We start from the raw sequence: 13,841 nt of genomic DNA on the forward strand, positions 1-13,841 counted from the left end.
TTGGGTGCTGCAGCGGCGCATGGCCTCTGACACAATTGTTTTATTGATTTTTGCGTCTGACTTGGGTTGAGGAACATCACCATGAAAAAACGACAACTCTTGCGTGGCCTGTGCGCCGCCACCCTGGCCGTGGCCAGCCTGGGCTTGGCCCAAGCGCAGACCTACCCCAGCAAAGCCGTGCGCCTGATCGTGCCCTTTCCAGCCGGTGGCGCGACCGATCTGTTTGCCCGCACCTTGTCCCAAAAAATCAGCGAAAAACTGGGCCAAACTGTGGTGGTTGAAAACCGCCCGGGTGCAGGCGGCACCTTGGGCTCGGACCTGGCAGCCAAGGCCACACCCGACGGCTACACCTTGCTGCTGTCGACCTCCAGCACGCACTCGATTGGCCCCAACCTGAACCCTCGCATGCCCTACGACGCGGTGCGCGACTTCACGCCCATTGGCCAGCTGGGTAATGCGCCCAGCATCATGTTGGTGCCCAACAATTCGCCCGCCAAAACCGTCAAAGAATGGATCGACTACGCCAAAAAGAACCCCGGCCGTTTGAACTACGCCTCAAGTGGCAACGGCACCATCGTGCAGTTGTCGGCCGAGCTGTTCAAGGCGCAGGCCGATGTGTTTGTGGTGCACATCCCCTACAAAGGCACGGCGCTGGCCATCCCCGATCTGATCACGGGCAAAGTGGACGTGCTGTTTGACAGCCTGCCCACGGGCATGCCGCATGTGCGCGACGGCCGCTTGCGTGCCCTGGGCGTGACCACCCTCAAGCCCACGGCGCTCGCACCGGGCATCCCCGCCATCGCCGATGTCTTGCCCGGCTACGAGTCCAACACCTGGTTCGGTTTGTTTGGCCCCAAAGGCTTGCCGCCCGAGGTGGTCAGTCGTGTCAACACCGCAGCCAACCAGGTGCTGCAAGACCCTGAGGTGATGGACAAGCTCCAGCGCTTTGGCATCGAGCCAGTGGGCGGCACGCCCGCCCAGTTCACCACCATGCTGGCCAGTGAATCGGCCAAATGGAAAAAAATCATCACCGAGCGAAAAATCACATTGGACTGACATGAACTTCGACTACCAATTCCCCTACACCAGCACCCGCCTGCCGCTGTTTGCACGCAACATTGTGTCCACTTCGCACCCCTTGGCTGCGCAGGCAGGCCTGCGCATGATGCTCAAGGGGGGCAATGCGGTCGATGCCGCCATTGCCGCTGCGGCCGTCATCACCTTGACCGAGCCGGTCAGCAATGGCCTGGGCTCCGACGCCTTTGCCATCCTTTGGGACGGCAAAGCGCTGCATGGCCTGAACGCTTCCGGCCCGGCCCCGGCCACCTGGACGCCCGATTACTTCCACCGCAAGTACGGGGCCGATGCCAAAACACCGCCCAAGCGCGGCTTTGACTCGGTCAGCGTGCCCGGCGCGGTCGCGGGTTGGGTGGCCTTGAGTGAGCGTTTTGGCAAGCTGCCCTTCGCCGATTTGCTGGAGCCTGCGATCGAGGTGGCCGAGCGCGGTTATTTGATTCCGGTGGTGGTGCAGCAAAAATGGGAAGCCGCCACGCCCGAGCTGCAGTCGGAACCGGGATTTGCGCAGAGCTTTTTGCCCTGGGGACGTGCGCCGCAGGTGGGCGAGTTGTTTCAGTTCAAAAACGCAGCGCGTGGCCTCAGGGCCATTGCTGCCACCAAAGGCCAGGCACTGTATGGCGGCGAAATTGCCGAAGCCATTGAAAAGTTTGCCAAGAACAACGGCGGCAGCATCACCGCCAAAGACCTGGCCGATTACAAGCCCGAGTGGGTCAAGCCCATGGCGCAAGACTATCGGGGCTACACCCTGCACGAGATCCCACCCAACGGCCAAGGCATTGCCGCATTGATCGCTTTGGGCATTTTGTCCAACTTTGACCTGGCCAGCCACAAGGTGGACAGCGCCGATTCGCAGCACCTGCAGATCGAGGCCATGAAGCTGGCCTTTGCCGATGTGTACCGTTATGTGGCCGACCCGCGCTTCATGGAGTTGCCACCTGAGCAGATGCTGGACCCGGCCTATCTGGCCAGCCGCGCCAAACTGATTGACATGAAAAAGGCGCAAGACTTCAAGGCGGGCAACCCGGTCAAGGGTGGCACGATTTACCTGACGGCCGCCGATGAAAACGGCATGATGATCAGCTTCATCCAGAGCAACTACATGGGTTTTGGCTCGGGCGTGGTCGAGCCCACTTATGGCATCAGCCTGCAAAACCGGGGCCATGGTTTCAGCACCGACTTGCAGGGCCCCAACCCCGCCAACCTGGTCCTGCCCGGCAAGCGGCCGTTTCAGACCATCATCCCGGCTTTCCTCACCAAAGACGGTCAGCCTGTGATGAGCTACGGCGTGATGGGCGGCAACATGCAACCTCAGGGCCACATGCAAACCCTGGTGCGCATGCTCGACTACGGCCAGAACCCACAAACCGCCTGCGATGCACCGCGCTGGCGCTTCAACACGGGTCTGAACATCAACGTCGAAGCCGCGATGAATGGCCAGACCGTGCAAGAGTTGATCGCACGCGGCCATCAGTTGGACGTCATCAACGATTCTTACCAGGACTTTGGCGCAGGCCAGTTCATTTGGCGCATGGGCGATCCCGCTGTAGAGGGCTACCAAGCCGCCAGCGACCCGCGCCGTGACGGCCAAGCTGTCGGCTTTTGATGTCGGGCAATCCCCCGTCGCAACTCACCGCAGGTCTTTTGCTGGCCGCTGCAGGCTCGATTGCCTTCAGCGGCAAAGCCATCATCGTCAAGCTGGCTTACCGCTATGGCGTGGACGCCGTGACCTTGCTCATGCTGCGCATGCTGATGGCGCTGCCCATGTTTGCGCTGATGGCCTGGTGGGCAGGCCGGGACAAAGCGCCCCTGGAGCGGCAGGATTGGCTGGGGGTGCTGGGTTTGGGGTTTTGTGGTTATTACCTGTCGAGCTTTCTGGACTTTTGGGGGCTGGAGTACATCAGCGCTTCGCTCGAGCGATTGATCCTTTACCTCAACCCCACGCTGGTGCTGGTGCTGGGTTGGTTTCTGTACAAAAAGCGCATTGCACAACGGCAAGCGGTGGCCATGGCCATCAGCTACTCGGGTGTGTTGGTGGTATTTGGACACGAGCTGAGTCTGGCGGGCACGAATGCCGCTTTGGGCGCGCTCTTGGTGTTTTTGAGCGCCGTGACCTACGCGGTGTACCTGACCTATAGCGGCCAGCTGGTCAAGCGTTTGGGCTCTTTGCGCTTGGCGGGTTGGGCCAGCACGGCCGCTTGTGGTTTTTGCCTGCTTCAATTTGCCTTGCTCAGGCCTTTGGATGTATCGCATGTGCACGAACAGGTGCTTTGGCTGTCGCTGCTCAATGCGGTGGCGTGTACGGCTTTGCCGGTGCTTCTGGTCATGATGGCCATTGAGCGCATCGGGCCTGGCCTGACGGCGCAAACCGGCATGATCGGCCCCATGTCCACCTTGCTGATGGGCGTGTGGATTTTGGGCGAACCTTTTAACGCATGGGTCATCGCGGGAACCGCTCTGGTTTTGAGCGGTGTGTTTTGGGTCACGCGGCCGGTGGGCCGTGCCACGTAGCGCGGCCATGGGGCCGTACATCGTGATGCGGCCAAAGGGCCACATCGCATCAACTTTAGGAGATTGACATGGACTTGGGCATTGCAGGCAAATGGGCATTGGTGGGTGGCGCGAGCAAAGGCTTGGGCTGGGGTTGCGCACGGGCCTTGGCGCTCGACGGCGTGAACGTGGTCATGGTGGCACGCGGTGCCGAGGTGCTAAACAAGGCTGTTGACGATTTGCGCGCCGAAACAGGCGGCAAGGTGAAATTGATCGCTGTGGCGCAAGACATCACCACCGAAGCCGGGCGCGAAGCCATCTGGAACGTGCCCGGTGGCCCCGGCAAAGATTACGACATCGTGGTCACCAATGCCGGCGGCCCGCCCCCTGGCGATTTCCGTGACTGGGACCGCGACGCCTGGATCAAGGCCATTGACGCCAACATGCTCACGCCCATTGAACTCATCAAGGCCACCGTGGACCGCATGGCCGCACGCGGCTTTGGCCGCATCGTCAACATCACCTCCAGCTCGGTGAAATCGCCCATCGATGTGCTGGGCTTGTCCAATGGCGCCCGCAGTGGACTGACCGGTTTTGTGGCCGGCACATCGCGCAGCAAAATCGCGGGGCAGGGCGTGACCATCAACAACTTATTACCCGGCAAATTCGACACCGACCGCATCCGCTCGACCTTGCCGGCCATGGCGCAAAAAGTCGGCAAGACGGTGGAAGAGCTGCGCGTGATCCAGCAAGCGCAAATTCCCGCTGGTCGCTACGGCAATCCGCAAGAGTTTGGAGCGATTTGCGCCTTTTTGTGCAGCCAGCATGCGGCGTACATGACCGGCCAAAACGTGTTGGCCGACGGTGGGGCTTATCCGGGCACGTATTGATGCGGGTCAGGTGGGCTCAATGCAGCTTCACCGTCGGGTTGGTTTGTTTGGTGATCAAGCGCGACAGGGTAAAGAGTGTGGTTTTGATGAAGCCGTGAATGGCCAGCTCATGCAATTTGTACAAAGACAGGTACATGAGCTTGGCAAAGTAGCCTTCGATCATCAGACTCTTGCCTGTCAAGCCGCCCATCATGTTGCCTACCGTTGTGAACTTGCCCAGCGACACCAATGAGCCAAAGTCTCTGTAACGGTAGGCTTTCAGAGGCTGATGGGCCATGCGGCGTTTGATTTGCTGAAACATGTGCGTAGCCTGCTGATGCGCTGCTTGCGCACGCGGGGGCACAAAGCCAGCCCGGCCGCCATCGGCATCAGAGCAGGGGCAAGCGGCGCAGTCACCCAACGCAAAAACATCGGGGTCGCGCGTGGTTTGCAGCGTATCGAAGACGACCAACTGGTTGATGCGGTTGGTTTCAAGACCGCTGAAGTCTTTCAAAAAATCAGGTGCTTTCACGCCTGCGGCCCACACTACCAATTCAGATTCGATCTCGCGTCCATCGGCCAAGCGAATGCCGGTGGGCGTGACTTCCATCACCTTGGAACTGGTGAGTACTTGGACACCCAAATGGGAGAGGAGTTTCTCTGTGGCTTGAGACATGCGTGGCTGCAAAGCCGGCAATATTCGGTCGGCCGCCTCGATCAAGCTGACTTTGATGTCCTTGTCCACGTCAATGCGGTCCAAGCCAAACGCCACCACCTCGCGCGTGGTGCGGTGCAGCTCTGCGGCCAACTCGACGCCCGTGGCACCCGCGCCGATGATGGCCACATGCAATTGACGTTTGTGGATGACTTCTGATTGGTGGTGCGCGCGGATGCACGCATTGACCATCTTGGAATGGAATGACTTGGCGTCGTGTTGTGTTTCCAACTTCAGCGCGTACTCTTTGACGCCCTGGGTGCCAAAGTCATTGCTCAAGCTGCCGATGCAAATCACCAGCGTGTCGTAGTTGATGCGCTGAGTGGGTGTGACGGCGATGCCATCCTCGTCCAAATAAGGCGCAAGTTCAATGGTTTTATGAGACCGGTCAAGCCCCGCGAGTTCACCAATGCGAAAAGTAAAGTGATGCCAATGGGCTTGGGCCATGTAATCCACTTCGTGGTCGCCGAGGTCCATGCTGCCCGATGCGATTTCATGCAGCTTGGGTTTCCAAATGTGCGTGCGGTTTTTATCGACCAGGGTGACAACTGCACGCTGGTTTCGGCCATAGGCATGTCCCAGTCGGGTCGCGAGTTCCAGTCCCCCAGCGCCGCCGCCGACGATGACGATTTTGTGTTGTTTGCTCATGTTTCAGCCCGCGTTTTTGCAATAAGTTCAGTTCGCCCATTCAAACGCCGCAAAGCCACTGCTGAGAAACATTCAATGAAAGGTCATTCCTATTATTTTGAAGGAAAAAAATAAGACAGCGCCTGGAATGTCCAGAATTTCCATGAAAGGGGCATTTCTTATCGGTTGCCACGGCTTCTTAAGTTGAAAGAGTCAGCGCAGCGACCGCGTTGGGGCCTTCAGTTACAAATTCCCCTCTTAGTTAGTTCATCCCAACCCATCAAATCAGCGCTTCCAAGCCTTTGCGATCAAGCAGGTTAAGCAATTTCAGTGAGGGGCCGCTTGGGTGCTTGTCGCCAATCTCCCACTTTCGCACGGTCGAAATACTGGTGTTCAACACCGAAGCCAAAACAGCTTGGCTCAACTGAAGATGATCCCTCAGAGCGCGAATTTTTTCACTGTCGTATGCGGGTATGGGGTCCAGACAAAGCACGTCAAATTTGCGCATTTTGCGTTTATCAATGAAGCCAAGGCGATGAAGATCGCTGGCTGTTTCGTGGACGGCTTCAAAAATTTGGCTTTTGGCCTTAGATTTAGTGGTCATGGCATATCTCACTTATGGATCCATCATTCAACGCCTCAGCCAATTGTTTTCCAGTCCTCGCCAATAGCTGCTCGGCCAGGTCTTTCAATGCTTCTAATTCATCATCCGATAGGCTGGCACGTTCATTTTTTTCGAATCCGAACACAAAAAACCATCGGTTTCCCTTGTTGGTCGCGACCAGTATTCTGGCTCCCCCTCGTTTGCCACGACCAGAAAGTCCCACGCGTTTTTTGACGACCCCACCGCCAAGGTCTGCATCGATCAATCCTTGAGCCATTTCGTCCACTGCAGAGCAGAGCGTTTCATCGCTGAGCTCAGTTTTGCGCATCCAACGAGCGAAGTAGCGGGTTTTAAAAACACGTCTCATGGAAAATTGTGCCACTTGGTGGCATAAATTGTCAATGGTGCTGCCATTGATTTGGGTCAGATAGCCTCTGATCCGCAGTCTAAGTGTTGCCCATGTTCGAGGAGGCCAGGTCGCATGAGCGCAGTTTGATGTCTAAACCCAAATCAAACAACGCCAACTCCCTGGTGCGATGCTCAAGCTGAAACCAGACCCGGACCCATGCTCGTAGCCTGCATCAATTTAAGCAGTTTCCTTAGCAGCTGCGCTTAACCCTTGTGGCTTATGGCCTGGCCGACACCACAATCCCACCCACAATCAGCGCGAACGCTGCCACGTGGTACAGCTGCGGCAGCTCGCCCAAAAAGGCGGCTGAGAAGATGGCCGCAAACAGCGGGGTGAGGTTGGCAAAAAAGCCAGCCACCGCAGGCCCCGCCCTTTGGATGCCCAGGCCCCAGCAGCGGTAGGCCAGCACCGCCGGGCCCACGGCCACAAAGGCCAGCGCAGCGATCAGGGGCCAGCCCCAGCGGATGTGGGCATCGGTCAAGCCCCATTCCATGCCCGCAAACAAGCCCGACCAGGCCAGACCGAACACCACCTGCGCAAGCAAAAAGGCTGCCCAGTCGTTGCGGATGGCTTCGGGCTCGTCACGTCTGCTGAGCAACCAGCTGTACCAAGACCAACAAGCGGTGGCCAATAAGATGAACAAATCGCCCACCACCAAACGCACCGCCATGAGCTGTGCCCAGTCGCCCCGCGACAACACCACCAGCACGCCAAGAATCGAGAGCACCGCCCCATACACCTGGGCGCGCCGCACCGGCGCCTGAAAAAACAGCGCCCCAATGCCCAGCATCCAGACCGGGCCACTGGCCGCCACCAAGGTCACATTCAGCGGGGTGGAGGTTTGCAGCGCCAGGTATTGCAGCGCGTTGTAGCAGCCCACGCCCAGCAAACTGAGCAGGGCAAAACGCTGCCAGTGCTGCCACATTCCGCTGCTGCGCCGCAAAACCCAGCCCGCCAGTGGCAACAAAATGAACAAGGCCACGGCCCAACGTAAAAAGTTGAGCGTGATGGGCGGCACCAAATCGCTGACCAGACGACCCACCACGGCATTGCCCGCCCACAGCAAAGGTGGGACCGTCAGCAGCAAAGCGGTCACAGGCGAGAGTTTTTGGGTCATGCGGCAATGTAGCGGCACTCGGGTTTTCCCGCTGTCGCCAAACTGTCCCGCCACCGTCCCTGTTCCCGGCTGGGGGACAAGATTCGTGGCAAAGTGGCAGGTTCCAAAATATCATACCCACAGGAGATTTCCATGAGCCTTGCAGTCCAGATTGACCAACACGGTGGTCCCGAAGTTATGAAACTGGTGGATGTCGCCGTGGGCGAACCCGGCTCCGGTGAGATCCGTATCCGCCACAAGGCCATCGGCCTGAACTTCATTGACGTGTACCAGCGCAGCGGCCTGTACCAGCTGCCCATGCCGCTCAAGTTGGGCATGGAAGCCTCGGGTGTGGTCGAAGCCGTGGGCGAGGGCGTGACGCACCTCAAGGTGGGCGACCGCGCTGCCTATGCCAGCCAGCCTCCCGGTAGCTACTGCGAAGTGCGCGTGATGCCCGCCAAGTGCGTGTGCAAACTGCCCGATGCGATCTCCTTTGAGACCGGCGCTGCCATGATGCTCAAGGGCTTGACGGCGCAGTACCTGCTCAAGCGCACGCAGCCCCAAGGTGGCCTGAAGGCCGGTGACTTCGTACTTTTCCACGCCGCAGCCGGTGGTGTGGGCCTGATCGCTTGCCAGTGGGCCAAGGCCTTGGGCCTTCGCTTGATCGGCACGGCTGGCAGCGATGCCAAGTGCGCTTTGGCCCTGGCCAATGGCGCGGAGTTCTGCATCAACTACTCCACCGATGATTTCCAGGTCAAGGTCAAAGAAATCACCGGCGGCAAAGGCGTGAAGGTGGTTTACGACTCGGTGGGCAAAGACACTTGGGACAAGTCACTCGACTGCCTGGCACCGTTTGGACTGCTGGCCAGCTTTGGCAATGCCTCCGGTCCTGTGCCCCCGTTTGCGCCTGGAATGCTGGGTAACAAGGGCTCCATCTATGTGACCAGACAGACCCTTTTCAGCCACATCACCACGCGTGAAAACACGCAGGAAATGGCCGACGATTTGTTCGAGGCCGTGACCAGCGGCAAGGTCAAGATCCACATCGAGCAAACTTTCCCGTTGGCCAGCATCCAAGACGCCCACACCGCGCTGGAAGCACGCAAGACCACGGGTTGCACCATCATCACTTTGTAACAGCCAGTTGATTGGGCTGATTTCGTAGGAGCCCACCCTGTGGGCGATGGATTTCAAGGGAGTGAGCCACGCCCATCCCCCACGGGGTGGGCTCCTAATTTAAATAACTTCTCAGGCCGCCAGCTTGGCCTTGGGCGCGATGGTCTCCAGCGCATCGCTCAGGTGCTGCAAAGTGCGGGGCACTTGATGCCATTTGTCCAGACCAAACAAGCCCATGCGGAAGGTGCGGAAGTCGGCAGGCTCGTCGCACTGTAGGGGCACGCCGGCGGCGGTTTGCAGGCCCAGCGCCAAGAATTTCTTGCTGCTTTGGATCTCGGGGTCGGTGGTGTAGCTGACCACCACGCCGGGGGCTTCAAAGCCGGGTGCTGCCACACTGGGAAAACCGTGCGTCAGCAGCAGATCGCGCACTTGGCGACCCAGCGCCATTTGTTCGTCGCGCACTTTGTCAAAACCATAGGCCTCGGTCTCCAGCATGGTCTCTTGCAAGCGCTGCAGCGCATCGGTGGGCAAAGTGGTGTGGTACATGTGACCATTGCCTTCATAGGTCTCCATCACTTGCAGCCACTTTTTCAGGTCCATGGCGAAGGTGGTGCTGGTGGTGCTGTCGATCGCTTGGCGGGCGCGCTCGCTCAGCATGACCATGGCGCAGCAAGGCGAGCTGCTCCAGCCTTTTTGGGGGGCGCTGATCAGTACATCCACGCCTGTGGCTTTCATGTCGACCCACATGGCGCCCGAGGCGATGCAGTCCAGCACAAACAAGCCACCCACCGCGTGTACGGCATCGGACACGGCTTTCAAGTAGTCGTCGGGCAGGATCATGCCAGCGGACGTTTCGACGTGCGGAGCAAACACCAGCGCAGGTTTTTCTGCAGCAATGGCAGCTTTGACTTCTTCGATCGGGGCAGGCGCCCACGCAGCTTGGGAGCCCGCGGAGACACGGCGGGCCTTGAGCACGCTGTGGCTCTTGGGGATCTGGCCCATGTCAAAAATTTGTGTCCAGCGGTAGCTGAACCAGCCATTGCGAATCACCATGACATGTTGGTGGGTGGCGAACTGGCGTGCCACCGACTCCATGCCAAAGGTGCCGCTGCCCGGGACCAAAGCGACCGAGTGAGCACCATAGACGGTTTTGAGCATGCGCGAGATGTCGGTCATCACGCCCCCAAAACGCTTGGACATGTGGTTCAGGGCGCGGTCGGTGTAGACCACCGAAAATTCGAGCAGACCATCGGGGTCAATGTGGGGTAACAAGCCGGGCATGGGGTGTCTCCTTGTTTTTGAGTCAGGGGCGAGAGCATAACCGAGATGGCGGTTCTGTGGGTTAGGGGCATAGGCCGGGTGCGTATCACACCCAGCCCATGCCCCTGTTGGTGGTGATTGAAGGTTTCAGCGTCCGCGCCGGACCCGTAATATTTCGTCCAGGATCAGCAAGGCCGCGCCAACGCTGATGCCCGCATCGGCCACGTTGAAGGCCGGGAAGTGCCAAGCACCCCAGTAAAAGTCGAGAAAGTCGACCACGTAGCCGTGCAGCAGACGGTCCACCACGTTGCCAATGGCACCGCCCAGGATGAGGGAAATGGCCAGGCTGAAGAGTTTTTGACCGGCGTGCGAGCGCAGCATCCAGACCATGAAAATGGCCGCTGCCACGCCGATGCCTGTGAAAAACCAGCGCTGCCAACCGCCCGCACCCGCCAGGAAGGAGAAGGCCGCGCCGTGGTTGTGCACCCGCACCAAATTGAAAAACGAGGTGATGGGCGTGCTGTCGCCCAACTGAAAAGCGCCCAGTACCAGCACCTTGGTGAACTGGTCGATCAGCAGCACCAAGAGGGCAATGCCCAGCCAGACCCACAGGCTGGGGCGGTTGCTGGTTTTGAATTTGTTGGCCATGGGTGTGCGTCCTGTGGGTGCGGCGGGTTCAGGCCACTTGGCGTGTTTCGCCAGGGCCATGCAGGTTGCTCACGCAGCGGCCACAAATGGTGGGGTGGTTGGCGTTGTGGCCCACGTCGTCTGCGTAGTGCCAGCAGCGCTCGCATTTGGTTGCCTGGCTGGCGGTCACTTGCACGGCCAGGGTGTCGCCTGCTTGCAAAGTCACTTTGGAAGTGATGAATACGAACTTGATGTCCACCCCCAAACTTTCCAGCAGGGCGTGGTCAGCAGATGGCGCGGTCAAGGTGATCTCGGCTTGCAACGACGCGCCCACTTGGCCGTCTGCACGCAGGTTTTCGATGTCTTTGTTCACCAGATCGCGGATTTCGCGGATGCGGCTCCACTTGGCCAAAAGGGCGATGTTTTGTGCTGCATCGGCCGAGCCGAAGTCGCTGAAGGTTTCCAGGAAGATGGATTCCGACGTGCCGAAAGTGCCCCAAGCTTCTTCGGCCGTGAACGACAGGAACGGCGCCATCCAGCGCAGCATGCCATGGGTGATGCGCCACAAAGCGGTTTGGGCGCTGCGGCGAGCCAAGGATTTGGGCGCTGTGGTGTACAGGCGGTCTTTGAGCACGTCCAGATAAAACGCGCCCAGGTCTTCCGAGCAATAAATTTGCAGCTTGCTGACGACAGGGTGGAATTCGTAGACGTCAAAGTGAGCGCGGATATCTGCTTGCAGCTGCGCCGCGCGGGCCAGCGCAAAACGGTCGATCTCCAGCAGTTGGTCGTCGGACACAGTGTCTGTGGCCGGGTCAAAGTCGCTCACGTTGGCCATCAAGAAGCGCAGTGTGTTGCGGATGCGGCGGTACGAGTCCACCACGCGGGCCAGGATTTTTTCGTCGATGTTAAGGTCGCCCGAGTAGTCGGTGCTGGCCACCCACAGGCGCACAATTTCTGCGCCCATTTTGGAGGTGATGGTTTGCGGGTCCACCGTGTTGCCCAGCGACTTGCTCATCTTGCGGCCTTGGCCGTCGGTGGCAAAGCCGTGGGTCAGCAGACCCCGGTAAGGTGCGCGGCCATACAAGGCGCAGCCCAGCAGCAGCGAGCTGTGGAACCAGCCGCGGTGCTGGTCGTGGCCTTCCAAATACAGGTCTGCCTCAGGACCTTCGGCATGGAAGGGCGGCACGCCGTAAGCGTCTTTGTGGCTGCCGCGCAGCACATGCTGAAAGGTGGAGCCCGAGTCGAACCAGACTTCCAGAATGTCGGTGCTTTTGGTGTAGCTGGGGGCGTCGGATGCGCCCAAGATTTCTTCCACTGTCACGCGGCTCCAGGCTTCGATGCCGCCTTTTTCAACAATGTCAGCGGCTTGGTCAAGGATTGCCATGGTGTTGGGGTGCAGTTCGCCCGAGTCCTTGTGCAGGAAGAACGGCACCGGCACGCCCCAAGAGCGCTGGCGCGAGATGCACCAGTCGGGCCGGTTGGCGATCATGTCGCGCAGGCGGGTCTTGCCGTTCTCGGGGTAGAACTGCGTTTGCTCGATCGCGTCGAGCGCCAACTGGCGCAGGGTCTTGGGCGCTTTGTCTTGAGTGAACACGCCCTCGCCCTCGTCCATCCGCACAAACCACTGAGCGGCAGCACGGTAGATGACGGGGGTTTTATGACGCCAGCAGTGCGGGTAGCTGTGGGTGATTTCCACCGTGGCCATCAGGCGGTCGCTTTGGCCCAGCACCTCGATCACGCGGGCACAGGCTTTCCAGATGTGCTGGCCGCCGAAGAAAGGCAGCTCTTCGGCGTACACGCCATTGCCTTGCACCGGGTTCAGGATGTCGTCATAGGCCAGGCCGTTGGCGATGCAGGAGTTGAAGTCGTCCACGCCGTAGGCGGGGGACGAGTGCACGATGCCGGTGCCGTCGGTGGCGGTCACGTACTCGGCCAGATACAGGGGCGATGGGCGGCGGTAGCTGTATGGGCCACCTTCGTCAGCGCTCACGGTGTCGTGCAGCGGGTGGCGGAAAACCAAGCCGCGCAACTTCTCGCCCACTGCGGTGGCGATCACGGTGCCTTGCAATTGGTAGCGCTCCAGGCATTTTTCGACCAAACTGGCAGCCAGCAGCAGCACGCCACGGGGCGTGTCCACCAGGGCATATTCCAACTCGGGGTGGGCGTTGAGCGCTTGGTTGGCGGGAATCGTCCAAGCGGTGGTGGTCCAGATGACGGCAAATGCTTTCTTGCTGCCCTCGCCAGGCAGTTTGGGCAGGCCAAAGGCGGCAGCCAGTGCGGCGGTGTTGTCGGCTTCAAAGGCCACGTCCAGCGTGTCGCTCTTTTTGTCGGCGTATTCGATCTCGAATTCGGCCAGCGACGAGCCGCAGTCAAAGCACCAGTAAACGGGTTTGAGGCCGCGGTAAACAAAGCCACGCTCAATCACGCGCTTAAAGGCGCGGATTTCACCGGCTTCGTTGGCGAAGTCCATGGTGCGGTAAGGGCGCTCCCAGTCGCCCAGCACGCCCAGGCGCTTGAAGTCTTCGCGCTGTTGGCCGATTTGCTCGGTGGCAAAGGCGCGGCTCTTGGCTTGCATGTCGTCTCTGGACAGCTTGCGGCCATGCAGTTTTTCGATCGCGTTTTCGATCGGCAGGCCGTGGCAGTCCCAGCCGGGAATGTATTGCGCGTCAAAGCCCGCCAATTGCTTGGACTTGACGATCATGTCTTTGAGAACTTTGTTCAGTGCGTGGCCGATGTGCAGTTTGCCGTTGGCGTAAGGCGGGCCGTCGTGCAGCACGAACAGCGGGGCGCCTTGGCGGGCGGCGCGCAGTTTTTTGTAGAGGCCGCCGTCGTTCCACTCGCTCACCCAGCCCGGCTCGCGCTTGGGCAGGTCGCCGCGCATCGGAAACGGGGTGTCCATCATGTTGATGCGGGTGTCGGGGTTTTGGGTTTTGTCTGTCATGGTGCGTCAAGTC

The 13,841-nt window shown here is 59.6% G+C and carries 12 protein-coding genes and 1 pseudogene; 5 read left to right on the forward strand and 8 right to left on the reverse strand.

Going from position 1 to position 13,841, the window contains the following annotated elements:
• Positions 1–81: 81 nt before the first annotated feature.
• The 4 genes from B9Z49_RS00185 (at position 82) to B9Z49_RS00200 (ending at position 4,454) form a co-directional block, all read left to right on the forward strand.
• Positions 82–1,056, forward strand: a complete 975-nt coding sequence (locus B9Z49_RS00185) for a tripartite tricarboxylate transporter substrate binding protein (protein ID WP_108351435.1) — start codon at positions 82–84, stop codon at positions 1,054–1,056.
• Position 1,057: 1 nt separating this feature from the next.
• Positions 1,058–2,680 (forward strand): gamma-glutamyltransferase family protein, encoded by a 1,623-nt coding sequence (locus tag B9Z49_RS00190; RefSeq protein ID WP_108351436.1) that lies wholly within the window; start codon positions 1,058–1,060, stop codon positions 2,678–2,680.
• Positions 2,680–3,585: a DMT family transporter gene (locus B9Z49_RS00195; RefSeq protein ID WP_108351437.1), complete on the forward strand. Its 906-nt coding sequence runs from the start codon at positions 2,680–2,682 to the stop codon at positions 3,583–3,585. The genes B9Z49_RS00190 and B9Z49_RS00195 overlap by 1 nt, the downstream gene beginning before the upstream one ends.
• A gap of 68 nt (positions 3,586–3,653) precedes the next feature.
• Complete coding sequence (locus B9Z49_RS00200) at positions 3,654–4,454, forward strand: SDR family oxidoreductase (RefSeq protein ID WP_108351438.1); 801 nt, start codon at positions 3,654–3,656, stop codon at positions 4,452–4,454.
• A 16-nt stretch (positions 4,455–4,470) separates the two neighbouring features.
• Here the strand turns inward: B9Z49_RS00200 and B9Z49_RS00205 are convergent, their stop codons facing one another.
• From B9Z49_RS00205 to B9Z49_RS00225, 5 genes and pseudogenes are all read right to left on the reverse strand, one after another.
• Complete coding sequence (locus B9Z49_RS00205) at positions 4,471–5,796, reverse strand: NAD(P)/FAD-dependent oxidoreductase (protein ID WP_108351439.1); 1,326 nt, start codon at positions 5,794–5,796, stop codon at positions 4,471–4,473.
• Between the two features lie 259 nt (positions 5,797–6,055).
• On the reverse strand, positions 6,056–6,379 hold the full coding sequence (locus B9Z49_RS00210; protein ID WP_108351440.1) for a DNA-binding transcriptional regulator: 324 nt from the start codon (positions 6,377–6,379) through the stop codon (positions 6,056–6,058).
• Positions 6,369–6,746 (reverse strand): type II toxin-antitoxin system RelE/ParE family toxin, encoded by a 378-nt coding sequence (locus B9Z49_RS00215; protein WP_108351441.1) that lies wholly within the window; start codon positions 6,744–6,746, stop codon positions 6,369–6,371. Before B9Z49_RS00215 ends, B9Z49_RS00210 begins: the two co-directional genes overlap by 11 nt.
• A 100-nt stretch (positions 6,747–6,846) precedes the next feature.
• A pseudogene (locus tag B9Z49_RS22110) lies at positions 6,847–6,942 on the reverse strand (integrase); the annotation flags it as partial.
• 63 nt (positions 6,943–7,005) lie between these two features.
• The gene (locus B9Z49_RS00225; RefSeq protein WP_108351442.1) at positions 7,006–7,905 is read right to left on the reverse strand and encodes a DMT family transporter; all 900 of its coding nucleotides are present in this window, start codon (positions 7,903–7,905) and stop codon (positions 7,006–7,008) included.
• Positions 7,906–8,037: 132 nt separating this feature from the next.
• Between B9Z49_RS00225 and B9Z49_RS00230 the strand changes: the two genes are divergently transcribed.
• The gene (locus B9Z49_RS00230) at positions 8,038–9,021 is read left to right on the forward strand and encodes a quinone oxidoreductase (protein WP_108351443.1); all 984 of its coding nucleotides are present in this window, start codon (positions 8,038–8,040) and stop codon (positions 9,019–9,021) included.
• A gap of 111 nt (positions 9,022–9,132) precedes the next feature.
• On the opposite strand, the gene B9Z49_RS00235 is transcribed toward B9Z49_RS00230, so the two are convergent.
• The 3 genes from B9Z49_RS00235 to ileS all read right to left on the reverse strand — a co-directional run bounded on the left by B9Z49_RS00235 (position 9,133) and on the right by ileS (position 13,828).
• Positions 9,133–10,281 (reverse strand): aminotransferase class V-fold PLP-dependent enzyme, encoded by a 1,149-nt coding sequence (locus B9Z49_RS00235; RefSeq protein WP_108351444.1) that lies wholly within the window; start codon positions 10,279–10,281, stop codon positions 9,133–9,135.
• Positions 10,282–10,407: 126 nt separating this feature from the next.
• Positions 10,408–10,908: a signal peptidase II gene (gene lspA, locus B9Z49_RS00240; RefSeq protein WP_108351681.1), complete on the reverse strand. Its 501-nt coding sequence runs from the start codon at positions 10,906–10,908 to the stop codon at positions 10,408–10,410.
• 28 nt (positions 10,909–10,936) lie between these two features.
• A complete protein-coding gene (gene ileS, locus B9Z49_RS00245; protein ID WP_108351445.1) occupies positions 10,937–13,828 on the reverse strand; it encodes an isoleucine--tRNA ligase in 2,892 nt (963 codons plus the stop codon).
• Between the last annotated feature and the right edge of the window lie 13 nt (positions 13,829–13,841).

This window comes from Limnohabitans sp. 2KL-51 (assembly GCF_003063645.1).
In the GTDB taxonomy this organism is placed as follows: Bacteria; Pseudomonadota; Gammaproteobacteria; order Burkholderiales; family Burkholderiaceae_C; genus Limnohabitans_A.